We start from the raw sequence: 24,333 nt of genomic DNA, 5'->3' as shown, positions 1-24,333 counted from the left end.
CCGGCGACAGTCCGCACGGTACGGAAGGGGTACGACACGATGGACGATCGCGTGATGCCGGCCCTGCTGCTGTCGAAGCTGGCCATCGCCGAGCTGGCGAAGGTCCGGCGGCCCGTGGTGACGATGTGGATCAACCGCTACCGGTCGACCGCGCTCCCGTTCCCGAGTCCGGTCGCGACGCGGGACCGGGTGGAGCACTATGCGGCGGACGAGGTGGTGCGGTGGATCCGGGCCCGTGGACTGGGTAACAGTGACACGGTCGTGGAGGATCTCGCCCTGCATGCGGTGCTGGGGCACGAGTCGGCGTTGCCGTCGGATGCCGTCCTGGACGGTGTGACGGCGCTGCTGTGCGTCAAGGTTCTCCTCGGTGGTCAGCTCGCGGAGTGGGATGCCGAGGACTTGCTGGACGAGGTCGACGGTCTGGACCCGGACGATCGTTTCCTGTTCCGGGAGGTGGAGCGGCTCGGGGACGATCTCGAGGTGCTCGCCGGGCACGTCGACATCATGTCCGATGCTGCTTACACGCCGGCGGAGGCGTTCGAAGCGCTTATGCGGCAACGGTTTCGACACGGACTGCAGGATTCGAGTGATCCCGTGTTGCGGCCTGCCGCCCTCGAATTGGCGGCCCGGGTCGCGATGGTGCTGTCGGGCACAGAAGGCGCGGAGGGGGCGGTGTTCGTCGACCCGTCGGATGCGGGGAGCGACCTGTTGGTGACGTTGCGGTCGATGCTGCCGGAGTACACGGACGCGGTCGCGGTCACCGGTGGGGCGGACACCGCGGCGTCACGGCTGGCGGACCGCCGGCTGGTCGTGCACCAGTGGCGGATCCGTTCGGCCGGGAAAGACGACGGCGTTCCGGGGCCGGCGACGTTTCTGACGCAGTTCCCCGGATCGGGTGCGCCGTTCCTGTCGGATATGGAGATCCTGTCCGCGATCGACGATCTGGTGTTGCAGATGCGGGACGGCCAGGTCGCGGTGATCGTCGGGCCGGCGAGTGCGCTCGTCGATCCGCTCGCCGATCGGGAGGCCGAGTCGGTGCGGTCGGCGCTGTTGCGGTCGGATCGGATTCGCGCAGTGGTGCGGTTGCCGGAGGGGCTGTTGGTGTCCCGGCCCGGGTTGTCGATGGCGCTGTGGGTGCTGGGCTGCGCCGACGCGTCGATCGCGCCGGGTGACCGGTGGACGGTACTCGCGGATCTGGGTGGGGTGGAGCTCGACGACTACACCACCGAGGCGGTGCTGTCCGATGTGCTTGCCGCGATGGGCTCCTGGGAGTCGTTGCGCGCCCACTCGTTCCGGGTGGGGGGTGTGTATCGGACGGCGGAGCTGCTGGCGTCGGGGACGTTGGCGCCGCCGCGCCCGCATCGGGGGCCGCGTCCGCGCCGTCCGGCAGCGGAGGCGGCGGGGCGGGTGGTCCAGTTGGTGGGGGAGTACCGGGATCGGGCGGCGCGGATCGACCCGCATCTGACGGTTCCGGTCGAGTACCGGTCCGCTGCCGCCCCGACGGTGTCGGCTGGTCTGCTGGCGCGGTCGCGGGAGTTGACGGTGGTGCCGGGCAACAGGATCGACGCCGCGGATCTGTCGGAATCCGGCGCCGACGACGCCGCGGGGGTGGTGCGGGTGATCGGGCCCGACGAGGTCCTGGGCCGTCGTTCGGTGGGGGAGCGGGGAATCGACCGTCTGGTGTTTACGACGCGGCACCCGAACGGTCGCTACACCGAGCCCGGCGACATCGTGTTCTGCACCGTTCCGGGGTTCGGGGTGACGGTCGACGTCGAGGGGTCGTCGGTCGTACTCGCCCCGGCCCGGATCATGCGGGTCGCCGATCCACTCGCCTCGGGGCTGGTGCCGGAGCTGATCGCCGGGCATCTGCGGGCAGTGGGGATCGGGGACCGCACGTCGGGTGCGGTGCGTCGAGGAAAACCGTGGCGTACGTGGGAGATTCCCCGCGTCGAACCGTCCCGTGTGCCTGCCGTGACGGCGGCGTTGGCGGATCTGCGCCGCCGCAGGCAGGCGGCCGAAGAATTGGTGGCGACGATCGACCGCTTGACCGACACCGTCGTGGACGGGGTGGGTCGGGGCGTGTTGGTGGTCGCCGAGGAAACTGTGTCGGAACCGGAGAAAGGCTGAGGATGCCCCCCAGGAAGAAGACCGTCGACGCGGCGCCGTCGACGATGAAGGAACTGAAGGACACGCTGTGGAAGGCTGCGGACAAGTTGCGCGGGTCGATGGACGCGTCCCAGTACAAGGACGTGATCCTGGGGCTGGTGTTCCTCAAGTATGTGTCGGACGCGTTCACCGAGCGGCGTGAGCAGATTCGTGCGGAACTGGTAGCGGACGGTCTGGACGAGAACCAGATCGCGCAGTTGATCGACGACGAGGACGAGTACCGCGCGGGTGGCGTGTTCTGGGTTCCGGACACGGCCCGCTGGGAATTCCTGGCCGCGAACGCGAAGGGTATCGCGGAGGCGCCGGGCGTCGAAGGCGCCACTGTCGGCGACCTGATCGACGCCGCGATGCGGCAGTTGATGGACGCCAACGAGAGCCTGCGTGGCACGCTGCCGACGATTTTCAACAACGACAGTGTCGATCAGCGCCGGTTGGGCGAGTTGATCGACCTGCTGGGCGACACCCGGTTCACGGGTGTGGGGGCGTCGAAGGCGCGGGATCTGCTGGGGGAGGTGTACGAGTACTTTCTGGAGAAGTTCGCGCGCGCCGAGGGTAAGCGGGGCGGCGAGTTCTATACGCCGGCCGGTGTGGTGCGGGTGCTGGTGGAGGTGTTGGAGCCGTTCGGTGGCCGCGTGTACGACCCGTGTTGCGGTTCTGGTGGCATGTTCGTGCAGACGGAGAAGTTCATCGAGCAGCACGGCGGTAATCCGCAGGATGCGTCGGTGTTCGGCCAGGAGTTGAATCAGCGCACCTGGCAGATGGCGAAGATGAACCTCGCGATCCACGGTGTGACGGGCAATCTGGGGGACCGTTGGGAGGACACGTTCGCGCAGGACAAGCATCCGGATCTGCTGGCAGACTATGTGCTGGCGAATCCGCCGTTCAACATCAAGGATTGGACGCGTAAGGAGGACGACCGGCGCTGGCGGTACGGTGTTCCGCCGGCCGGTAACGCGAACTACGCCTGGATTCAGCACATCGTCTCGAAGCTCGCCGAGCGAGGTAGCGCCGGCATTGTGATGGCGAACGGGTCGATGTCGTCGAATTCCGGTGGGGAGGGCGATATTCGGGCCCAGCTGGTGGAGGCGGATCTGGTGTCGTGCATGGTGGCACTACCCACCCAACTGTTCCGGTCCACCGGTATCCCGGTGTGCGTGTGGTTCCTCGCGAAGGACAAGACCGCCGGCCCGAAGGGCAAGGTGGATCGTCAGGGGCAGGTGCTGTTCATCGATGCCCGCAATCTCGGCCACATGGTGGATCGTGCGGAGCGGGCCCTGTCCGACGACGACATCGCTAAGATTGCGGGCACGGTTCATGCCTGGCGCGGAACGTCTTCAGCTTCCCAAGCTGATTACGCCGACGAGCCAGGCTTCTGCTACTCGGCCACCCTCGCCGAGATCAAGGAAGCTGACTACGCACTCACCCCCGGCCGCTACGTCGGTGCCGCCCCCATCGAAGACGACGGCGAACCCATCGAAGAAAAGATTGCCCGGCTGACCGGTGAACTGTATGCCCAGTTCGACGAGAGTGCGCGGTTGCAGCAGGTTGTGCGGGAGCAGTTGGGGAGGGTGCAGTGACTACGCGCATCTCGCTCGCCGACGCGTGCCTTGAGGTAGTTGATTGTGTAAATCGCACGGCGCCGGAGACGATCGACGGTGAGTACTTCGCTATTGGGACTCCTGCCATGCGCGGCAACATGCTCGATTTGGAGCAGGCACGCAGAATCTCCAAGGATACCTTTGCGACGTGGACGCGCAGACTCGTGCCGGTGGAGGGCGATCTACTTCTCGCTCGGGAGGCTCCCGTTGGGCCGGTGATTCGAATTCCAGCCGGCGGTAAATATGCTGCAGGACAAAGAACTACCCATCTACGTGCTAACCCTGCAATCGTTGATCCGGGCTTCCTGTACTACCTCCTTGTCAGTCCAACAGTGCAAAGTCGCCTCGTCTCGGGAGCAATGGGCTCAACCGTCGCGCATCTGCGTGTCGCAGACGTCAAGAACTTCCAACTCCCGGAACTTCCGGACTTGTGGTCGCAGCGCGCCATCGCCGAAGTCCTCGGCGCCCTCGACGACAAGATCGCCGCGAACCGGAAGCTGGCCGAGACCTCCGATCAGTTGGCTGCAGCAATGTTTCGGCACGCACAGCTTGATGCAGCGTCAGGTGCGTTGGGTGACGTCCTGTCCTTGAACTACGGAAAGGCCTTGCCGGCAACCAAACGGTTGGGCGGTGGCGTGCCGGTCATCGGCAGTGGTGGTGTCACCGGATATCACAACGAAGCGCTGATCGATGGTCCTGCAGTTGTTGTTGGCAGGAAGGGCACGATCGGTGCAGTGCACTGGTCGAACGTGCCGACCTATCCGATTGATACGACCTTCTTTGTCGTTCCGGTGAGTGAGGGCACGATCGTCTACCTCTACTACCTCCTGCGGTCTCTGGATTGGAGTGAGTACAACTCTGACTCGGCTGTCCCGGGCCTGAATCGAGATCAAGCGCTGAGGCGGAGCATTCCGATTGTCGACGATCAGAGGATGAGTAAATTCTCTACGCGTGCAGGTGAACTGCTGCGTATCCAGGACCAGTTGTCTGTCGAATCCCGAACCCTCTCCACCCTCCGCGACGCCCTCCTCCCACGCCTGATGTCGGGTGAACTCCGCGTCCGCGATGCGGAGCGTGTGGTGGAGGCTGCGTTGTGACAGACGAGGTCACGAGGGAACTCGTCGAGTTGGCGGATGCGGTGGGGGCGTCCCTCGCTCCGGCCGACTGGTCGAGACTGCGTGACATCACCGAACGGGTCGCCGCACACGGCGGCCCGTTCGCGCGGTGGGTCCCGCCGAAACGGATAGGGGACAACTCTTTCAAGCTCGGATATGCGTTCTCAGGCGAGTTGATGCGTGAGGCCGTGCAGACGATCTACAACCTGGGTCTGATTGTTCCGTTCGCATGGCCGGAATGGGAGGAAGGCCGCCGACTCGTCGCCGGCGAAACCTTCGACCCGGACACATTGACGTGGGCGCAAACCGTGGGACTCCTCACCGCACTGATCCGACAGGACCGATTCAGCGAGGGGCGTTGGCGCAGGCGTTCGAGAACCGCACCGTTCCACGGCTACTGGTACGACTCCTGGACTTCGCGCCGACAGGAAGTGAGACCTCGACCGCCGAGTAACCAGGCAGGCGTACACGTTGGTCGGGTCGGTAGTTCTCGATCCGCTCAGTTGGGTGGTGAGACGATCCGCACCGACCGCGGCGGCCGGGCGACGGTGAAACCCTGCCGGCGTGCGGCCACCGCGAACGATTCGGGGCTCGGATCCACCGGCCAGCTGGCGTCACCTGCCTCCCCGACGGTCTCCCGGATCGCAGTGGCCTCGTCGAGGGCGAGATAGCAGGTGCCCCGCGGCAGAGCGAGATCGAACCGGCCGCCACCGGAAGAAGCGAACCACCACGGGCTGTTCGCCACACGGTGCCCGCGCAGCAACGGCTGCGCAGCCACACCGCGCACGTCCACGGGGTCAGCTGCCTCACGCAGGATCTTCCACAAGGTGACCAGATGCGGATGCACCGTTCCCGCGTCGGTGAACGCCTGGTGGACGCGGCGGGTGAGTAACTCCATGAGCTTGCGTTCCTGTTCGGCCAAGGTGCTCATGCGCCTCCCGGCTGGTCGACTACGTCAACCTGAGCCTGCTCAACCACATCAACCATTGGTAGAGATATGTCGACGGTCCTTCGTGCACGCTGTGATTCCCTACATCGCTGGTAGAGATGGTTTTTGTGACATGTTTTCGATACAGTTTTGCCCATGACGGTTGCTGTGGGTCCTGCGGGGAAGGCGTTGCAGGCTGTCCCGGTCGGTTCCTTCGTGCATACGAGGAAGCTACCGGGCTCTGCTGATGCCGCAGCCTCGGCTGTCAAGCGTGCGCGTGCACGTGGTGAGCTGATTCGGATCCGCAAGGGCCTCTACTTCAAGGGGGTCAAGACTCGCTACGGCATGACTCGCCCCACCGCCGACGCAGTGGTCACCGAAGTCCTGGGCACTGCGGGAGTCGGCCCGACGGGATTCTCCGCGGCGCGTGCTTTCGGGCTGACGACGCAGGTGCCTGCACAGCCGGCGATAGCCGTGACCGGTCGCCGTGTTCCGGCGGGGCTGCCGGTGCGGGTAACGACGCGGTCCAACCCTGCCCGCGCTTCGCTGCGGCCCCTCGAAATCGCGGCGTTGGAACTGTTGCGCGGCGACTGGAAGACCACTGTCGACGAGGGGTGGGAGGCGTTGGTGTCCGCGTTGGGTGCGGCGACGGCATCCCGAAAATTGCGCTGGAACAAGCTCGTCGCAGCAGCCGAACACGAACACTCGTCGGCACTGCGAGAAGCGCTGGCCCGGTTACAGGACGGGCTACGCGCGTCGGGCGTCGTCGCGTGATGCTTCGTTTGCGTGAGCACCTCGACGACCTGACGGCGTTGATCGGCGCCGCCGCCGAACAACTGTCGTTGGACCAAACGTTCCTGGAGAAGGATTTCTGGGCAATGGAGGTCCTGCGATCAGTCGCAGCCCCGTACGAGGTGGCCGGCCCGGCCGGTACCGGTGAGCTGCGTGTGATCTTCAAGGGCGGCACGTCGCTGTCGCGGGCCTACGGGTTGATCGAACGATTCTCCGAGGACGTCGACGTGCTGCTCGTGTTCCCTGACATCGGTATGGGAGCGGGAAGCCGGGACAGGGCGCTCAAAGCGAAGAGGGACGCAGCCGCACAGCATCTGGGCTTGGAGAGCAACCAGATCGTTCCGAAGGAGTCGACGACAGGGATCAAACGCAATGTGCGCTATCTCTACCCGACTCTTGTCGCGCCGTCCCCTGCTGCGGTGCAGGCGATCAGCGAAGGGGTGTTGCTCGAGATGGGATCGCGCGGTGGCACCTTTCCCACTCGGCAGCACCGGATCAGATCTCTGATCGCGGACTTCGCGATCGACGTACTCGGGGACACGCCCGACACATGGGAGGAGTTCGCGCCGTTCGAGGTAGAAGTGCTGGCGCCGGAACGGACCCTGTTCGAGAAGCTCGCTGCCCTGCACGACGCGGCCAGTCGCGCCCCGGACGAAGCGGCGTTGTCTGCGTTGCGGCGTAACGCCCGACATCTCTACGACATTCACTGCTTGCTCGCTGACGACCACGTCGTTACAGCGCTCGAAGAGCTTGGTCCGACTGGGATAGCAGCGCTCTGTGTCGACGTGGACGAACACAGTGAGAAAGCTGAATTCAGCTATACACCCCGGCCCGCAGAGGGGTTCGGGGACAGTCCACTCGTTGCCCACCGACATCCAGGCGCCGAAGCCCTCGAGGACGGCTACCGACAGGCCATGGAGTTGGTGTACGGCACCAAGCCGACGTTGGTCGATTGTCTGGGCACGATCCGGGCGCACCGCCGCCTTCTCTGACTGCTCGATGCTCGGCCCGTCGTGAGCCGTCGACGGAGTCGATGCCGCGAACGTGATGAACGAACCCCGAATCGTCCGTCGTGACCAGGCGACATGGATGCGGCGCGGTGCGCTCACCCCCCTCCAGTGAGCGCACCGCACCGTCACGACAGCGTCTACTGCAGAGCCACGTCCACGCCGCCGGAGAACATGGAGTCGTGCAGTTCCATCGATGCGGGAACCGCACCGGCCGGCATGTCGTAGACCATCTTCAACGTGACCGCGTTACCGGGATTGATCTTGTCCCAGAACGCGACATCGGTGTCGAGGTTCAGGGCTGCCGAGGTGTCCGCACTGAATTCGCGGCCCTCCGTGTCGAACAACTTCTGGTCACTCGGGCTGACCCCCTTCGGCTCACCCGACGTGTTCGACACCGTCATCGTCACCACCACGAACTGGCCCTGCGCCTTCTTCGCCAGGATGGGATTGTCACCCAGATACGACAGGCCGGATTCGACGTTCGTCACCGTGAACTCGAACTTCCCGTCCCGCACCGGAGTCCCCACACCCGCCGCCGCGGGAGTCTCCTCGGCAGCTGCTGCGGGCGCCCCATCGGCCGCCGCGGCCGGCGCCTTCGTGCTCGGGGTGGCGGCATCCTTCTCGCCGCCACCTGCGACACCGGCGATCACGAACACCGCGACGATCGCACCGACCACCCACGGCCACTTACGCGACTTCTTCTTCGGCGGCACCGGCGGAACACCGTAACCCGGCTGCGGCGGGAACTGCTGGGGGTTCGGCCCCTGAAACTCGGACATGACACGACCTTTCGATGCGGGAAACTCGAACCACGCGGCCGTCGACAGTTGGTTCCTGGCCTGGCCGGTGGTGTGCCGCAAGCATGTCGCCATCGACGGATCGAACCCATCTTTCGATCGATAAGGAGGGTTATCGAAAAATTCGATCAGGAAAAGATTGCCGAAATCTACGATCGTGTGGTCGGCGGCAATGACCGTCGACACACCCATCTACATTGATGACCATGAGTGAGGGAGTCGACATGGCGGACCGTGGCCTGACCGAGGCCGACTGGGAGCATCTCGCCCTGGAAACCCTCGGCGAACTCGGCTGGAAGCCGGTGCAGGGCGCGGAGATTGCCCCCGACACCGGCCAGCGCGCAGGCTGGGACGACCTGCTCATCGCCCCCCGGCTGCGCGCGGCGATCGCCGCCCTCAACCCAGAGTTGCCGCCGCACGCCGTCGACCAGGCCACCGCGATCGTCGCGACCGCTGGTTCCCTGGACGCGCTCGCCGAGAACCACACCGTTCACGGCTACCTCACCGAAGGCCTGCGCAAGGTCACCTACACCGACGACACCGGCGCCGAGGTCACGCCCACGATCCGCCTGGTGTCCACCAACCCCGACGACAACGACTGGCTCGCCGTCAACCAGGTCACCGTCCGCCGCGGAGACCACCACCGCCGATTCGACGTCGTCCTCTACCTCAACGGGATGCCGGTCGGCATCATCGAACTCAAACGGGCCGGCAGCGAGAACGCCGGCCTCGCCGAGGCCCACGCCCAACTGCGCACCTACGTCGCCGAATTCCCGCTGGCGTTCCGTTTCGTGGTCTTCACTCTCGTGTCGGACGGGATCACCGCCAAGTACGGCACCCCGTTCACCGCCTACAACCATTTCTCGCCGTGGAACGTCGATGACGACGGCGTACCGGTCGCCGCCACCTCCGCGGCGGCGATGGAAGTCGCGATGGACGGCCTCTACAACCAGGAACGCTTCCTGCAGCTGCTGCGCAACTTCACCGCCTTCGACAAGGGTGAGCACGGGCTGGTCAAGCGGATCGCCAAACCGCACCAGTACTTTGCGGTCACCAAGGCCGTTGCCTCCACCGTGCACGCCGTCGAATCCGACGGCAAGGCCGGCGTCGTCTGGCACACTCAGGGCTCCGGCAAGTCGATGGAAATGGAACTGTATGCAGCCCAGGTGATCCGGCACCCCAAGCTGGCGAACCCGACGATCGTGGTGATCACCGACCGCACCGAACTCGACGGGCAACTGTACGAGACGTTCCTGCGTTCGCAGCTGCTGCCCGAACAGCCCCGGCAGATCCGCCGCCGCGAGGAGCTGCGCGGCGAACTCTCCGGCCGCACCACCGGCGGCATCTACTTCACCACCCTCCAGAAGTTCGGGAAAACCAAGGAGGAGAAGGACTCCGGCGCCGCGCATCCGATGCTGTCGAGCCGGCGCAACATCATCGTCGTGGTCGACGAGGCGCACCGTAGCCACTACGACAACCTCGATGGCTACGCCCGGCATCTGCGCGATGCACTCCCGCACGCCGCACTGATCGCGTTCACCGGCACCCCCGTCTCGTTCGAGGACCGCAACACCCGCGACGTGTTCGGGCCCTACATCGACATCTACGACCTGACCCGCGCCGTCGAGGACGGCGCCACGGTCCCCGTCTACTTCGAGAGCCGGCTCGTCAAGGTCGCCTTCGCCGACGGCGTCACCGAAACCGATCTCGACGCCACCGCCGACGAGGTCACCGTCGGCCTCGACGACACCGAGCGGGAACGGATCGAACGCAACGTCGCCGTCGTCAACGCCGTCTACGGGGCACCCGCCCGCCTCGACCAGCTCGCCCGGGACCTCGTGGAGCACTGGGAGACCCGGCGCGCAGCGATGAGCGAATTCGTCGGAGACGCCGACAATCCGGCCGCGCCCGGCAAGGCGATGATCGTCGGCGGCACCCGCGAGATCTGCGCCAACCTCTACACACGGATCGTCGCGCTGCGACCCGACTGGCACTCCGACGACCTCGACAAGGGCCGGATCAAGGTCGTCTACTCGGGCACCGCGTCCGACCAGCCGCCCATCAGCGACCACGTGCGACGCGACTCGGCGAACGCGGTGATCAAGAAGCGGCTCAAGGACATCGACGACGAACTCGAACTGGTCATCGTCAAGGACATGATGCTCACCGGCTTCGACGCGCCGCCCCTGCACACCATGTACCTGGACCGGCCGCTGAAGGGGGCCCTGCTCATGCAGGCCCTGGCCCGGGTCAACCGCACCTTCCGCGGCAAACGGGACGGGCTCCTCGTCGCGTACGCGCCGGTCGCCGACAACCTCGCCGCGGCGCTGGCCGAGTACACCGAATCCGACAAGCAGAGCAAGCCGCTCGGCCGTGACATCGACGCCGCGATCGACACCGCGAAGAACCTCGTCACGAAACTCGAGAACATCCTGCACGGATACGACTGGCGGGCGAAACTCCGCGAACCCGGCCCACAGTCCTACCTCCGGGCGGCCCTCGGCGCCGTCGACCATCTGCGGGACCCGCGGCACCCCGAGAACCAGGTCGAAGCAGGGCAGGAGACCCTCGCCGCCCGGTACCGCACGTTCTCGTCACAGCTGTCCCGGATGTGGGCCATCTGCGGGAGCCGGGAAGAACTGCGCGAACAGGCTCCCGTCGCACGGTTCTTCGAAGAAGTCCGCGTCTACATGGCCAAGTTCGACGCCGAGGACCGGGCGGCCCGCGGCCAGGTGATCCCCGAAGACGTCGAGCGCGCGCTGCGGACGCTGATGGCGGCATCCGTCGAATCCGGGGAAGTCCTCGACATCTACGACGCCGCCGGCATGCCGAAACCGTCACTGTCCGAGATCAACGTCGACTTCATCACCCGCACCCAGCAGGCCCGCAACCCCAACCTCGCGATCGAGGCGCTACGCACCCTGATCAACGAGGAATCCCGGAAAGCTGCCCGGCACAACATCGTCCGCCAGCGCGCCTTCTCCGAGCGGCTGCAGGAGTTGATGCGCAAATACACCAACAGCCAGCTCACCTCCGCGGAGGTGATCGCCGCGATGGTGGAGATGGCGCAGGAGGTGGCACGCGAAGCCGACCGCGGCAACCGCTTCGACCCGCCGCTCGACGACAACGAACTCGCCTTCTACGACGCGGTCAGCCAGAACCCGTCCGCAGTCGAGCAGCAGGGCGAAGGCAAACTCGCCGACATCGCCCGCGACCTCGTCGCCGTCATGCGCCGCGACATCAAGACCGACTGGACGCAACGCGACGACGTCAAAGCCAAGCTGCGCTCCCAGATCAAGAGACTGCTGGTCCGGCACGGCTACCCGCCGGACCAGCAGCCGGCAGCCATCAAACTCGTCCTCGAACAGATGGAGATCATCGCCCCCGATATGGCGGCATGACCACCGCCACCACGACCGCGCCGACCGCGAGCGCCAGCCCGCCGACGAGCCCGGCGCGGACGACGGCGTCGGCGAACGCGGATGTCGCGGCGTCCATGAGGGGCTGCGACCAACTCTTGCCGAGGGGGTTGGTCGCCAGTTCCTGCGCGACGATCGCGGCGCCGCCGACGGATTCTCCGGACGCCTGCAGGCCCTGCGCCAGCAGATCGGCTTGCGGCCCGGACAGGGTCGGCACCGGCAGTGCGGCGAGGAAGCCGGCGATGCCGTCCTTGTAGGTGGCGGCCAGGACAGAACCGAGGATCGCGATACCGAGGGAGCCGCCGAGTTCGATCGCGGTGTCGTTGAGGCCGCCCGCCGCCCCGAGATCCGACTCCGGGAAGCTGCTCATGATGGCGTCGGTCGCGGGGGAGACCGCCAGGCCCACACCGAGACCCAGCAGCACGAGCGTCGGCAGCACGTCGAGATAGCCGGATGCGGCGTCGACCCGGACCAGCGCGAGAACGCCGGCGGCAGCGACGAGCATGCCCGACGCCACGATCACCCGCAGCCCCACCCGGGACGCCAGCCGTGCACTGACACCGGCTCCGACGGTGACCGCGGCCGCGAGCGGCAGCAGCCGCACCCCGGTCTCGAGGGCGCCGAACCCGAGCACGAACTGGAGATGCTGGGCGAGGAAGAACATCGCACCGAACGCGGCCAGGAACACCAGCAGCACCGCGAGGGATGCGCCGCCGACGGCCCGATCGCCGAGCCGGCGCACGTTCAGCAGCGGCTGCGGATGCCGCAACTCCCACCGGACGAACAGTGCCAGCCCGACCACCGACACCGCCCCGGCCACGAGTGCCCTACCGCCCCAACCGAAATGGAAGCCGTCGATGATCGCGAACACGCCCGTCCCGATCGTCACCACCGACAGCAGCCCACCGAGCCAGTCGATGCGTCCGAGTCCGTGCGCCTTCGACGGTGGCACCAGCGCGAGCGCCCCGATCGCCGCGGCCGCCGCGATCGGCACGTTGATGAGGAACGTGGAATGCCACGACCGACTGTCGAGCAGCCACCCGGCCAGCAGTGGCCCGAGCGCGATCGCGAGCCCGGACGTGGCCGCCCACGCCGCGACCGCACGGGCGCGTTCCGCGGCCGGGAACGTCGCGACCAGCAGCGACAGCGTTGCGGGCATGATGATCGCGGCACCGACACCCATGACGATGCGGGCCGCGACGACGGTCGTCGTGCTGTCGGCGAGGCTGCCGAACACGGCACCGGCCCCGAACACGAGCAGCCCCGTCAGGAGGGCGCCGCGTCGGCTGTACTTGTCGCCGATGACACCGAACAGCAGCATCAGCGCCGCATACGGGACGGTGTAGCCGTCGATGATCCACTGCAGGTCCGCGCTGGTGAGCATGAGGTCCCGGGTCATGTCGGGGGCCGCGACGATGAGCGCGGTGTTCGCCATGACGACGATGAGCAGGCTCAGGCACAGCACTCCGAGGGCCGCCCACCGGCGCGGGTAGGGCCGATCCATCCGGTCGACGGGGACGCGGGCGATGCCCGGTAACTGCATCAATGTCACTGTCATGTCGCTCGCCTCTCGACGTGCCGCCGGATCCACCCCCGCACGGCTGCTTGCACACTGCTGTGCAAGTTAGTTTCTTGCACAGCGGTGTGCAATAACTGCGTGTCGCACGTCACATGATCGATACCGGCCACAATGAAGTGGTGACCGCCGAGACCGCCCACCCCGTCCGCGCCCAGGCCCGGGCCAACCGCGCCCGCATCCTCGAGGCGGCGATCTCCGCGTTCGCGGGCGACCAGGACGCGAGCATGGACGACGTCGCAAAGGCCGCGGGAGTGGTGCGCCGGACGGTGTACTCGCACTTCCCGAACCGGGAAGCACTCATCGAAGGCCTGGTGGCGGAGGCATCGTCGGCGATCGCCGAATCGCTGGTCGACGGACTGCCCATGCCGGACTCACCCGACCTCGGACTCGCGGTGCTGGCACTGCGCACCTGGCCGATCGGGGACCGGTTCCGGGTGCTGCTGTCGTTCGCCCGTCGCGAACTGGGCGAGGACCGCATCCACGACCTGCTCGAACCGCTGCGGGCGAGCACCGTCGCCCTCGTCGAACACGGTCAGCGGGACGGCGTCTTCTCCGGCTACCTTCCGGCGCCCCTGCTGGTCGCGATGTACGAGGGCATGACGCTCACGCTGCTCGAGCGCGCCAACCTCGGGGAGATCGCCGACAGCGGCGAGACGTTCGCGACGGTCGGCCTGGTACTGCTCGGCCTGTCCCCGGAACGGGCCGCGGAGGTCGTCGGGGAGGCGTCGAAGTGGCAGGAAGGGCGATAGACTTCGAACACACGCGGCACCCCGTGTCGCGGACCGTCAGCGAAACCGTCGGACCTGGAAGTAGGCCTGAACCCACACGTGAGTGAACAAGTGGAGAACCCGTCCCAGCCGGTCGAACGCACCGTCCGTTCGAGTCTGGAACTCCCACCCGAGGTGGCGCCGGGGCTGCTCGGAGCCTCCGACGAGAACCTGACCGCCCTCGAGCGCATCCTCGACGCCGACATCCACGTCCGCGGCAACGCCGTCACCCTCACCGGGTCCCCGGCCGACGTGGCCCTGGCGGAGCGGGCGTTCGAGCAGCTCACCTCGCTGGTGCGACGCAAACAGTCCCTCACCCCGGACGCCGTCCGCCGCACCGTCGGCATGCTCACCCAGGGGCTGTCCGAGTCGCCCGCCGACGTGCTGAGCCTGGACATCCTGTCCCGGCGCGGCAAGACGATCCGGCCCAAGACGCTCAACCAGAAGCACTACGTCGACGCGATCGACGAGAACACCATTGTGTTCGGTGTCGGCCCCGCCGGCACCGGCAAGACGTATCTGGCGATGGCGAAGGCCGTGCAGGCGTTGCAGACCAAGCAGGTCACCCGCATCATCCTCACCCGCCCGGCCGTCGAAGCCGGTGAACGTCTCGGTTTCCTGCCGGGCACCCTGCACGAGAAGATCGACCCGTATCTGCGGCCGCTGCACGACGCCCTGCACGACATGATGGATCCCGAGGCCATCCCGAAACTCATGCAGGCCGGGGTCATCGAGGTCGCGCCACTGGCGTACATGCGGGGCCGGGCGCAGCCGCTGTCCACCCGGGTGTTGACCCCGCACGGTTTCCGCCGGATCGGGGACGTGCAGGTCGGCGACGAGGTGATCGGGTCGGACGGACGACCCACCGAGGTGCTCGGCGTCTACCCGCAGGGGTTCAAGGACATCGTGCGGGTGACCACCCAGGACGGGGCGTCGACGCTCTGCTCGACGGATCATCTGTGGTCGGTGTACACGCGCGACGATCGCCGCCGCGGTAAGGGACCGCGGGTGCTCGAGGCCAAGGAGATGATCGGGAACCTCCGCGCCGCGCATTACCACCGCTACGAGCTTCCGCTGCTCACAGAGCCCGTGGCCTTCGACGCCGTGCCGGTGCCGCTGGACCCGTACGCCCTGGGTCTGATGCTCGGGGACGGGTGCATGGCTGGTGTGACCACGCCGAGCTTCACCACCGCCGATCCGGAGTTGGCCGAGGCGCTCGCCGCCGCGATCCCGGGGATCGTCGCGCGCCGCAAGTCTGACATGGACTACGTCCTCAACCGGATCACGACGCCGGGTGAGGTCATCACCATCGAGAACCCCGTCACCCACGCGATGCGGGAACTCGGTCTGTGGGGCTCGAAGTCGCCCACCAAGTTCGTGCCGACGCAGTACCTGCACAATGCCGCCGAGGTCCGACTCGCCGTCCTGCAGGGTCTGCTCGATTCCGACGGCGGACCGGTGACCCAGGCCGGACGGACCTGCCGTGTGCAGTACACGACCGTGTCCGACCGGTTGCGTGACGATGTGATCTTCCTCGTGCAGTCACTGGGCGGTATCGCCTACAGCCGCACCCGCGCCGCCGAGGGCCGGACGCCCGGACACGCGCGTGGCCGCGATGTGGAGTACCGGCACGATGCGCACGTCGTCGACATCCGCCTACCCGAGGGCTGCGCGCCGTTCCGGCTCGCTCGCAAGGCCGAGAAGTACGCGGAGGCCGGTTCCAAGACGCCCCGGCGGTACATCGAGAGCATCGAATCCGGGGGCACCGAAGAGGCGGTCTGCATCAGGGTCGCCGCCGCCGACTCGCTGTACGTCACCGAGGATTTCCTGCTGACGCACAACACCCTGAACGACGCCTTCATCATTCTCGACGAGGCGCAGAACACCACGGCCGAGCAGATGAAGATGTTCCTGACCCGTCTCGGGTTCGGGTCGAAGATCGTCGTCACGGGCGACATCACGCAGGTCGATCTGCCGGGCGGGGCCCGGTCGGGTCTGCGGGCGGCCACGGAAATCCTGGACGACATCGACGGCATCCATTTCGCGAAACTCGACAGCAGCGACGTCGTCCGGCATCGGCTGGTGTCCGACATCGTCGACGCGTACGACCGGTTCGAGGCCGATCGTGGGGACGGTCCGGCGTTCGGTAACCGGGCGCAGCGACGGGCCGGATCGCAGCGTCCACAGCGGCGGTAGGGTTGTGCCCGCCCCCTTGTTCTCCCCGCACCCCGGCCGTGACCGTGGCCGGGGTGTGCCCGCGACAGACGAAAGAGCGACGTAGATGAGCATCGAGATCTCCAACGAATCGGGGATGGAAGTCTGCGACGAGGACCTGATCAGCGTCGCGAGGTTCGTGATCGCGCAGATGGATGTGCATCCGGCGGCGGAACTGTCGATGGTGCTGGTGGATTCGGCGACGATGGCGGATCTGCACATGCGCTGGATGGATCTGCCCGGCCCCACCGACGTCATGTCGTTCCCGATGGACGAGCTCGAGCCGGGCGGCCGCCCCGACGCCCCCGAGCCGGGTCCGTCGATGCTCGGCGACATCGTGCTGTGTCCGTCGTTCGCGGCCGATCAGGCGCAGAAGGCCGGTCACTCCCTCGATCACGAGCTGGCGTTGCTCACCGTGCACGGCTGCCTGCACCTCCTCGGCTACGACCATGCCGAGCCGGAGGAGGAGAAGGAGATGTTCGGTCTGCAGAACCAGCTGCTCGCCGACTGGTACGAGGATCTGCGGCGTGCGCAGCACGAGGCGGATCTCGCGGACCGCGACCAGCGTCTGCTCGGCAAGACCGGATTCGTCGATGGTCCCGGCCAGTAGTGTCCGGCCGATCGGTGAGTGACCTGTGAACGACGCGATCGTCCTGGTCGTGCTCGCGGTCGTCCTGGTGCCGATCGGCGGCCTCTTCGCCGCCCTCGACGCGGCCCTGAACACCCTGTCACCCGCGCGGGTGGAGGAGATGGCGAAGGACGAGCGGCCCGGCGCGGCCCGGCTGATGCGGATCGTCGCCGACCGGCCCCGCTACGTCAACCTCGTGGTGTTGCTGCGGATCCTGTGCGAGATCGCGGCGGCCGTCCTGATCGCCGGGGCGCTGATCGAGTGGATCGGCCCGGTGTGGGGTGTCGTCGTCACGATCGTGGTGATGGTGTTCGTCGACTACGTCGCGATCGGTGTCGGCCCCCGCACCCTGGGCCGGCAGCACGCCTACCCGCTGGCCCTGGCCTGGTCGTTGCCGCTGGTGGCGCTCGGTGTGCTGCTGAGCCCGCTCAGCCGGCTCCTCATCCTCGTCGGCAACGCGCTCACCCCGGGCCGCGGTTTCCGGGCCGGCCCGTTCGCGTCCGAGATTGAACTGCGGGAACTGGTCGATCTGGCGCAGGAACGTGGCGTCGTCGCCGACGAGGAACGCCGCATGATCCAGTCGGTGTTCGAGCTCGGCGACACCAACGCCCGTGAGGTGATGGTGCCGCGCCCGGAGATGGTGTGGATCGAGGCCGACAAGACGGCCGGGCAGGCCACGTCGCTCGCGGTGCGCAGTGGGCACTCCCGGATTCCGGTGGTCGGGGAGAACGTCGACGACGTCCTCGGGGTCGTCTACCTCAAGGACCTCGTCCAGCAGACCTACTATTCGTCGGACGGTGGCCGCAGTGTCACGGTCCGGCAGGTGATGCGTCCGGCGGTGTTCGTGCCCGACTCGAAGCCGCTCGACAGCCTGCTCGCCGAGATGCAGCAGCAGCGCAACCACATGGCGCTCCTCGTCGACGAGTACGGCGGCATCGCCGGACTGGTCACCATCGAGGACGTCATCGAGGAGATCGTCGGGGAGATCGCCGACGAGTACGACACCGACGAGACCCCGCCCGTCGAGGATCTCGGTGACGGCTCGTACCGGGTGTCGGCGCGGCTGCCGGTCGAGGACCTGGGTGAACTGTTCGACGTCGACATCGACGACGACGAGGTCGAGACGGTCGGCGGGTTGCTCGGCTACGAACTCGGCCGGGTCCCGCTGCCCGGATCCGAGGTGGTGACCGCGGGGCTGCGCCTGCGCGGGGAGGGCGGCGCCGACGTGCGCGGCCGGGTGCGGATCAGCACCGTGTACGTCGAGCGGGTCCCCGGCCCGGAGACCGCCGACGACGTGAACGAAGACGGAAACGTGAACCAGGAGTGAAGATGACCGACAACGAATTCCGTTCCGGCTTCGTGTGTTTCGTGGGACGGCCCAACACGGGCAAGTCGACGCTGACGAACGCGCTGGTGGGGGAGAAGATCGCGATCACCTCGTCGCGGCCGCAGACGACCCGGCACACGATCCGCGGCATCGTGCACCGCGATTTCGCGCAGCTGATCCTGGTGGACACGCCGGGCCTGCACCGGCCGCGGACGCTGCTCGGGCAGCGGCTCAACGATCTGGTGCGCGACACGTACTCCGAGGTCGACGTCATCTGCCTGTGTATCCCGGCGGACGAGAAGATCGGCCCCGGCGACCGCTGGATCCTCGACCAGGTGCGGCAGATGGCGCCCAAGACGACACTGGTCGGCATCGTCACCAAGATCGACAAGGTGGGCAAGGATGCGCTCGCCACCCAGCTCATGGCGGTCTCGAAGCTGCTGGGACCGCAGTCCGAGGTGATCCCGGTGTCCGCGAAGTCCGGTGAGCAGGTCGAGCTGCTGGTGAAGGTCCTCGCCGGGCTGATGGAGCCGGGTCCGGCGTTCTACCCGGACGGCGAGATCACCGACGAGCCCGAGGAAACCCTCATGGCCGAGCTGATCCGGGAGGCCGCGCTCGAGGGTCTCGGCGAGGAACTGCCGCACTCGCTGGCCGTCGTCATCGAGGAGATCCGGGAACGAGAGGACCGCACCGAGAAGCAGGGCGAGATGCTCGACGTGCACGCCCTGCTGTACGTGGAGCGGCCCAGCCAGAAGGGCATCGTCATCGGCAAGGGGGGTGCCCGCCTCCGCGAGGTCGGGTCCGCGGCCCGCAAGCAGATCGAGAAGCTGCTCGGTGTGAAGATCTTCCTGGACCTGCACGTCAAGGTCGCCAAGGACTGGCAGCGCGACCCCAAGCAGCTGGGCCGGCTCGGGTTCTAATCGCCGCGTCCGCGCCGGTGCAGGTGCCGGCGCGGACGCATCGGTGGGTAGACGAGGGTGAGCGCGGACAGCAGCGTGAAGTAGCTGCGCAGTACCCGGAAGCACAGGTAGGCCGGAACGTATTTCAGTGAACTCGGCCGCCAGATCAGGCAGACGGTGATCGTCACGAACAGTGACATGCCGAGCAGGGTCGCGACCACCGGCTGCCACCGCATCGTGGTGAACGTGGCACCGAAGAACACTTCCGCGACGAGGGCGAAGAGCAGGAGCGGGCCGAGCATCGCGCGGCGTGCCGCGTTGACCAGCTGGAAGGGCAGGACGAAGGTGCCCGTCATGGAGCGGCGGTCGAACAGGATGGCCCGGTTGCGTGCGCTGAGATGGTAGATGCTGCGGAACCATCGGGTGCGTTGTTCCCTCAGATGCGCGTAGACGGCCGGGGTCTCGCTGTGGTAGATCGCCGTCGGATCCGAAACGGAGCGGTAGCCGGCCGCGGTCAGCCGCATGCAGATGTCGGTGTCCTCGCCGTTCATGCCCTGGACCATGCCGCCGACCTCGACGAGTTTGCTCCGGCGGTAGACGGTGAACATGCCGGGAACCCCCAGCACCCCCTGATATCCGTCGAGTGACACCTGGAAGAAGCCGTGTCGCACATAGACTTCCACCAGGCGGACCTTGTCGATCCACGTCTTCTCCTCGGCGGGCAACGGAATGCCGCCCACGGAGCCCACCGTCGGGTCGACGAAGTGTGACATCGCGGTTTCCAGGCAGCCGGGGCCGATGACGGTGTCGGCGTCGATGCGTACGACGAACTCTTCGGTGATGTGGTCGATGCCCAGGTTCAGGGCGATCGCCTTGCCGGGGGTCGGGCATTCGAGGACCTTCCCGGTGATGGCGGTGCACGCGTCGATGGCGTTCCGGGCCACGGCGGCGGTGTCGTCGGCGGAGGCGTTGTCGACGACGTAGATGCGGATCTTCCCGGAGTAGCTGGTGGCCGCGGCGTCGACCGACGCGATGGTGGCGCCGATGTCGTGGGCCTCGTTGTGCGCGGGGACCAGGACCGCGACCGGGGGCGCGTATCCGCGGCCGGCCCGGCGGGACCGGACCAGCGCACGGTGGCCGAAGAACGCGGTGGAGAACGCGAACAACTGTTGGACCAGGAACACTCCGGCGCCGATGCCGCCGAGGATCGCCCAGTCCTTGAGGACGTCGACGACACCGGACAGGAAGTGCACGACGACGGCGGTGGCCAGGATCGATGCGGCTAGGCATCCGAACCAGACGGCGAACTGCCGGGCCGGTGTCCCGGCCTGGGCCGGCAACGCGACCGGGGCGGGCAGATGCGCCTGCCGCAGGACGGTGTGCGGGAAGATCGCGAGGGCGGCGAGCCCGGAGATCATCTGCAGACCGAACGCCGACACCGAGACGATGCCGGTGTCGTGGAGGATCCGGCCGATCACGTCGACGACGACACAGAATGCCGCGAACTTCCCGACCAGCGACAGACCGAGAAAGAGCCGCCGCCACCGGTTGGAGTAGGCGAACGCGGCGTACGTCACGAAGAAGACCGCGAGGAACAGCCGTAGCGGGAAGACCACGTTGCCCCGGTCCCGGGAGAACAGCACGAGGTCACGGGGAAAGTCCGAGAAACCAGAGTGCACGAGGTAGGTGCGCGCGCACATCGCGATGATCCCGAGACCCACGAGGGTGACCAGGAAGCCGTTGGCGGCACTGGCCGGGCGGTCGACGGCATAGCCTTTCGGTGCGCTGTCGACGGACCGGAAATGGTCGGCGATCGCATCGTTCGAGCGGGAGACGGTCAGCCCGGTCATCTCGGAACGATTCTGCGGACGGGTGTCGTCGCGGGGATCGTACCGTCGGCGGCGACAGCGATACTGCCCTGTGAGGTCACCACCTGCGCGGACTCGAAGCCGAATGCGGGGAGCCGGATCTCCCCGGGGGCGCCGGCGTACTGCAGCACGATGCCGACCCCACCCCCGGATTCGGTGGCGGTCGCCACCACCAGACCGTCGTCGAACGACGGGATGTCCAGGGTGTCGCCCGTGGCGCCGGCGACGATACGGCCGTCCCGGATCTGCACCGACGGGTGCACGTCGGGGCTCGCGCCGATCGCGACGAACGGCTGTCCCGGGCGTGGCGCGGTGCCCCACAGGAACGGAGGATCGTAGTGGGCCGGAACGAAACCGGTCAGCGCCGGGACCGTGGCGTCGAGTTGTGCGATCGCGTCCTGGGGGGACGCGTCCGGGACGTAGACCGCGAAGCCGGGTGCCAGCAGCCGCTCGGTCGCCGTGAATCCGGCGCCGGGAGCGTCCCCGAGGAGCAGCGCCGACTCGCCCTGCAGCTGGATCGGATAGTCGGTGACCCGGACGTCGCAGCCGCCGAGGTCCCGGTCCCGTTCGATGGTGAGCGTCAGGGTGTTCTCCAGCAGTTGGTTCTCCGCCGGCAGGGGAACCGTGACGGTCCCGGCCGTCGGGTTCAGCCGTTGGCTGCCGACGAACCGGCCGTTGAGGTCGGCGTTCAGGATCCAGGTGAGGTCGTCGGGGGACGCGGGCAGGGTGATCACCACCCGGGCGGCGTCGGGAAGCCGCCCGCCGGGCAGGTCGGCCAGCGAGTACCGCACCCGCCACTGCCGGGTCTCGGTGATCCGGCCGACCGAGGTGTCCACGCCCAGTGCGTCGAAGGACACCTGGTCGCCGGCCGGGACGGCCGGGGTGACCGATCGGGGGTCGGCGGTGGCCGTGTCGGCGGTCGCGACGGTCGCTTCCGTCAGATAGGTGGCGAGGAGGTGCCCCTGCGGGGTGACGATCGCTGTCACCGGGGTGTCCCCGGCCCGGCCGACGACGACCCCGTCGCCGGTGTCGTCGGCACTCCACCCGGTGGACGTGGTGAGGGTGTCGGCGGGGCCGACGAGGACGGTGCTGCCCATGTCGGTCTCGGGCAGCCGGTCCGTGAACCGGATGTCGTGTCCTGCACGGGTCAGGGCCATTCCGGCCTGTGCGGCGGTGGTGCGCCACTCGTCGGCGAGGTCGGCGAGCACGATGGTGACGTCGCGGTCCCACGAGGCGACCGCGTCGCGGACCGTGTGGATCGGCTCGTCGAGGGCCGCTTCGACGACGGTGTCCGGGGTGAGATGAACCTGCATGCCCGCCGAGTGGTCGGGGGTACAGACCTCGTCGTGTCGGGTGCCGTCGACGCGGACCTGGATGCGCACCCGGCCGTCGGCGGCCGCCTGACCTGGGACGTCGACGAAGGTGTCGAGGGCGTTGTCGCCGGTGTCGAGTCGGTTCGTGTACACCTGCTGCCCGTCCATGCTCACCGTCAGGAAGACGGTGCTGTCCACGGCGACCCGGGTGGATCCCAGCAGGTGCAACCGGGTCCGGCTGGGGGTGGAATCGGCGGGAAGGGTCACGAGGTAGCTGGTGGTGGGGTTGTCGTCGGTCAGCCAGACCCCGTCCGGGTGACCGGATCCGGCGAGTGTCTTCGTGAAGTGCCGTTCCGGGGGCACGTGCAGGCTGGTGTCGTCGACGTCCCGGGTGAACCACGACGGCCGGACGACGACGAACCCCAGCAGGAGCACCAGGGCGGCACCCAGGACCAGCCATGCCGCGCGGGGGACACGTCGGCCGTGCTCGCCGGCGAAATACTCGGGTTCTGCCCGGTCATCGCCCGGGCCGGTCGGTTCCGGCTCCGGCCCGTCCGGATCGTCCCCGCTCACGGTCGGGTCCCCTCGGCCCGGCGCCGGTCGTTCCAGTAGGAGGTGCACGGGATCAGGGTGTGATCGATGCGGTCGGAGTATTTCCGGGCGATGTCGCTCGACTCCGTGAGTAGGCCCGCCGCGAGTTTCGTCGGTTCCAGTCCGAGTCCGAGCAGTTGGTCGTTACGGGCGGAGAGGTCGTTCGTGTCCGCCTCCGCCCTCGGATTGGGGAGGTGGTCCACGGTGGCCCCGAGCGTCTGCGCGACCAGGTCGGCGAGTTCGGAGATCCGATGCGATTCGGTCACCTGGTTCATCACCCGCACCCGGCCCGACACCTCGGCCCCGGACTCGACCGCCAATCGGATGCAGCGGACCGTGTCCCGGATGTTGATGAAAGCCCGGGTCTGCCCACCCGAACCGTGCACGGTCAACGGATACCCGACCGCAGCCTGCACCAGGAAGCGGTTGAGGACCGTCCCGTAGTCGCCGTCGTAGTCGAACCGGTTGATCAGGCGGTCGTCGAGCACCGTCTCGTCCGTCTGGGTACCCCAGACGATGCCCTGGTGCAGGTCGGTGATCCGCAGCCCGTCGTTGCGGGCGTAGAACTGGAACAGCAACTGGTCCAAGGACTTCGTCAGGTGGTACACGCTCCCCGGCTGGGTCGGATACAGGATGTCGCGGGTGTGCTCGTGGCCGTCACGGTCGGGGTACCGGACCGTCAGATAGCCTTCGGGCAGATCCACCGGGACAGACTCGTACCCGTACACGCCCATGGTGCCCAGGTGCACGAGGTGGGCGTCGAGACCCACCTGGACCAGTGCGGCGAGCAGATTGTGGGTGCCGCCCAGATTGTTGTCGACGGTGTACCGCTTGTGGGCCGGTGATTTCATCGAATAGGGCGCCGCGCGCTGCTCGGCGAAGTGGACGACGGCGTCGGGTCGCACGGTGGACAGGAGGTCGACCAGGTCGTCGTAGTCGTGGGCGAGGTCCAGTTCGGCGAACCCGATGTCGCGGCCGGTCGCGTCGTGCCAGGCCTGCACCCGCTCGTCCAGTGACCGGATCGGGGTCAACGACCGGGCCCCGAGTTCGTCGTCGATCCGGCGCCGGGAGAAGTTGTCGACGATCGTGACTTCGTGCCCGTGCGCGGACAGGTGCAGGGCGCTGGGCCAGCCACAGAACCCGTCACCACCGAGGACCAGTGTGCGCATCCGATATGTCCTTCCTCGCCGCGGAAACGTCGTGCGTCGGAACGGTTCTCGAAACGTACTGCACCACACCGGTGTTTCGGTGCCGTCGCCGACGGATCACGCCGGAATCACCCGCGATGGGTGAGGTGGGCGAGTTACCGGTGTCCCGACACT

17 protein-coding genes and 1 pseudogene are annotated in these 24,333 nt (G+C 67.4%); 12 read left to right on the top strand and 6 right to left on the bottom strand.

The genetic code is table 11. The annotated features are described in order from the left end of the window. Positions 1-39 precede the first annotated feature (39 nt). From Q5696_RS13565 to Q5696_RS21490, 4 genes and pseudogenes are all read left to right on the top strand, one after another. Entirely contained in the window at positions 40-2,127 is a 2,088-nt protein-coding gene (locus tag Q5696_RS13565; RefSeq protein ID WP_305091853.1) for a hypothetical protein, read from the top strand. A 2-nt stretch (positions 2,128-2,129) separates the two neighbouring features. After that, positions 2,130-3,743, top strand: a complete 1,614-nt coding sequence (locus Q5696_RS13560) for a class I SAM-dependent DNA methyltransferase (RefSeq protein WP_305091852.1) — start codon at positions 2,130-2,132, stop codon at positions 3,741-3,743. Further along, complete coding sequence (locus Q5696_RS13555; protein ID WP_305091851.1) at positions 3,740-4,861, top strand: restriction endonuclease subunit S; 1,122 nt, start codon at positions 3,740-3,742, stop codon at positions 4,859-4,861. The genes Q5696_RS13560 and Q5696_RS13555 overlap by 4 nt, the downstream gene beginning before the upstream one ends. Further along, positions 4,858-5,232, top strand: a pseudogene (locus Q5696_RS21490) (DUF6508 domain-containing protein); the annotation flags it as partial. The gene Q5696_RS13555 and the pseudogene Q5696_RS21490, both read left to right, overlap by 4 nt. Positions 5,233-5,378: 146 nt before the next feature. On the opposite strand, the gene Q5696_RS13550 reads toward Q5696_RS21490, so the two are convergent. Beyond that, entirely contained in the window at positions 5,379-5,810 is a 432-nt protein-coding gene (locus Q5696_RS13550; RefSeq protein ID WP_305091850.1) for an RES domain-containing protein, read from the bottom strand. Positions 5,811-5,963: 153 nt separating this feature from the next. On the opposite strand from Q5696_RS13550, the gene Q5696_RS13545 reads away from it, so the two are divergent. Then, a complete protein-coding gene (locus tag Q5696_RS13545) occupies positions 5,964-6,581 on the top strand; it encodes a hypothetical protein (protein ID WP_305091849.1) in 618 nt (205 codons plus the stop codon). Beyond that, complete coding sequence (locus Q5696_RS13540; RefSeq protein ID WP_305095289.1) at positions 6,581-7,591, top strand: nucleotidyl transferase AbiEii/AbiGii toxin family protein; 1,011 nt, start codon at positions 6,581-6,583, stop codon at positions 7,589-7,591. Before Q5696_RS13545 ends, Q5696_RS13540 begins: the two co-directional genes overlap by 1 nt. A 155-nt stretch (positions 7,592-7,746) precedes the next feature. On the opposite strand, the gene Q5696_RS13535 is transcribed toward Q5696_RS13540, so the two are convergent. Next, positions 7,747-8,598: a DUF4352 domain-containing protein gene (locus Q5696_RS13535; protein ID WP_305091848.1), complete on the bottom strand. Its 852-nt coding sequence runs from the start codon at positions 8,596-8,598 to the stop codon at positions 7,747-7,749. Positions 8,599-8,612: 14 nt separating this feature from the next. Between Q5696_RS13535 and Q5696_RS13530 the strand changes: the two genes are divergently transcribed. Further along, positions 8,613-11,807 (top strand): type I restriction endonuclease subunit R, encoded by a 3,195-nt coding sequence (locus Q5696_RS13530; RefSeq protein WP_305091847.1) that lies wholly within the window; start codon positions 8,613-8,615, stop codon positions 11,805-11,807. Here Q5696_RS13530 and Q5696_RS13525 read toward each other — a convergent pair. Then, positions 11,782-13,383, bottom strand: a complete 1,602-nt coding sequence (locus Q5696_RS13525) for an MFS transporter (RefSeq protein WP_305091846.1) — start codon at positions 13,381-13,383, stop codon at positions 11,782-11,784. The two genes, Q5696_RS13530 and Q5696_RS13525, sit on opposite strands and share 26 nt — an antisense overlap. A 140-nt stretch (positions 13,384-13,523) precedes the next feature. Between Q5696_RS13525 and Q5696_RS13520 the strand changes: the two genes are divergently transcribed. From Q5696_RS13520 to era, 5 genes are all read left to right on the top strand, one after another. Beyond that, positions 13,524-14,153 (top strand): TetR/AcrR family transcriptional regulator, encoded by a 630-nt coding sequence (locus Q5696_RS13520; RefSeq protein WP_305091845.1) that lies wholly within the window; start codon positions 13,524-13,526, stop codon positions 14,151-14,153. A 78-nt stretch (positions 14,154-14,231) separates the two neighbouring features. Further along, complete coding sequence (locus Q5696_RS13515; RefSeq protein ID WP_305091844.1) at positions 14,232-16,367, top strand: PhoH family protein; 2,136 nt, start codon at positions 14,232-14,234, stop codon at positions 16,365-16,367. Between the two features lie 85 nt (positions 16,368-16,452). Beyond that, complete coding sequence (gene ybeY / locus Q5696_RS13510) at positions 16,453-16,995, top strand: rRNA maturation RNase YbeY (protein WP_305091843.1); 543 nt, start codon at positions 16,453-16,455, stop codon at positions 16,993-16,995. 25 nt (positions 16,996-17,020) lie between these two features. Then, the gene (locus Q5696_RS13505) at positions 17,021-18,340 is read left to right on the top strand and encodes a hemolysin family protein (protein WP_305091842.1); all 1,320 of its coding nucleotides are present in this window, start codon (positions 17,021-17,023) and stop codon (positions 18,338-18,340) included. A gap of 2 nt (positions 18,341-18,342) precedes the next feature. Further along, positions 18,343-19,260: a GTPase Era gene (era, locus tag Q5696_RS13500; RefSeq protein WP_305091841.1), complete on the top strand. Its 918-nt coding sequence runs from the start codon at positions 18,343-18,345 to the stop codon at positions 19,258-19,260. On the opposite strand, the gene Q5696_RS13495 is transcribed toward era, so the two are convergent. From Q5696_RS13495 to Q5696_RS13485, 3 genes are read right to left on the bottom strand one after another with little or no spacing between them, the layout of a single operon-like run. Further along, on the bottom strand, positions 19,257-21,089 hold the full coding sequence (locus Q5696_RS13495; protein WP_305091840.1) for a glycosyltransferase family 2 protein: 1,833 nt from the start codon (positions 21,087-21,089) through the stop codon (positions 19,257-19,259). The two genes, era and Q5696_RS13495, sit on opposite strands and share 4 nt — an antisense overlap. After that, entirely contained in the window at positions 21,086-22,993 is a 1,908-nt protein-coding gene (locus tag Q5696_RS13490) for a hypothetical protein (protein WP_305091839.1), read from the bottom strand. Before Q5696_RS13490 ends, Q5696_RS13495 begins: the two co-directional genes overlap by 4 nt. Then, positions 22,990-24,180 (bottom strand): NAD-dependent epimerase/dehydratase family protein, encoded by a 1,191-nt coding sequence (locus Q5696_RS13485; protein ID WP_305091838.1) that lies wholly within the window; start codon positions 24,178-24,180, stop codon positions 22,990-22,992. Before Q5696_RS13485 ends, Q5696_RS13490 begins: the two co-directional genes overlap by 4 nt. Positions 24,181-24,333 lie beyond the last annotated feature (153 nt).

The organism is Prescottella sp. R16 (assembly GCF_030656875.1).
GTDB lineage: Bacteria > Actinomycetota > Actinomycetes > Mycobacteriales > Mycobacteriaceae > Prescottella.
Note: the sequence above shows the minus strand (reverse complement) of the source record. Positions and strands in the feature narration are given on the sequence as shown.

Excerpts from the sequence above, each read along its gene's own strand:
- Q5696_RS13565 (WP_305091853.1), top strand. The coding sequence starts at position 40 with ATGGACGATCGCGTGATGCCGGCCCTGCTGCTGTCGAAGCTGGCCATC.
- Q5696_RS13560 (WP_305091852.1), top strand. The coding sequence starts at position 2,130 with ATGCCCCCCAGGAAGAAGACCGTCGACGCGGCGCCGTCGACGATGAAG.
- Q5696_RS13550 (WP_305091850.1), bottom strand. The coding sequence starts at position 5,810 with ATGAGCACCTTGGCCGAACAGGAACGCAAGCTCATGGAGTTACTCACC.
- Q5696_RS13545 (WP_305091849.1), top strand. The coding sequence starts at position 5,964 with ATGACGGTTGCTGTGGGTCCTGCGGGGAAGGCGTTGCAGGCTGTCCCG.
- Q5696_RS13540 (WP_305095289.1), top strand. The coding sequence starts at position 6,581 with ATGCTTCGTTTGCGTGAGCACCTCGACGACCTGACGGCGTTGATCGGC.
- Q5696_RS13535 (WP_305091848.1), bottom strand. The coding sequence starts at position 8,598 with ATGGGTGTGTCGACGGTCATTGCCGCCGACCACACGATCGTAGATTTC.
- Q5696_RS13530 (WP_305091847.1), top strand. The coding sequence starts at position 8,613 with ATGAGTGAGGGAGTCGACATGGCGGACCGTGGCCTGACCGAGGCCGAC.
- Q5696_RS13525 (WP_305091846.1), bottom strand. The coding sequence starts at position 13,383 with ATGACAGTGACATTGATGCAGTTACCGGGCATCGCCCGCGTCCCCGTC.
- ybeY (WP_305091843.1), top strand. The coding sequence starts at position 16,453 with ATGAGCATCGAGATCTCCAACGAATCGGGGATGGAAGTCTGCGACGAG.
- era (WP_305091841.1), top strand. The coding sequence starts at position 18,343 with ATGACCGACAACGAATTCCGTTCCGGCTTCGTGTGTTTCGTGGGACGG.
- Q5696_RS13495 (WP_305091840.1), bottom strand. The coding sequence starts at position 21,089 with ATGACCGGGCTGACCGTCTCCCGCTCGAACGATGCGATCGCCGACCAT.
- Q5696_RS13485 (WP_305091838.1), bottom strand. The coding sequence starts at position 24,180 with ATGCGCACACTGGTCCTCGGTGGTGACGGGTTCTGTGGCTGGCCCAGC.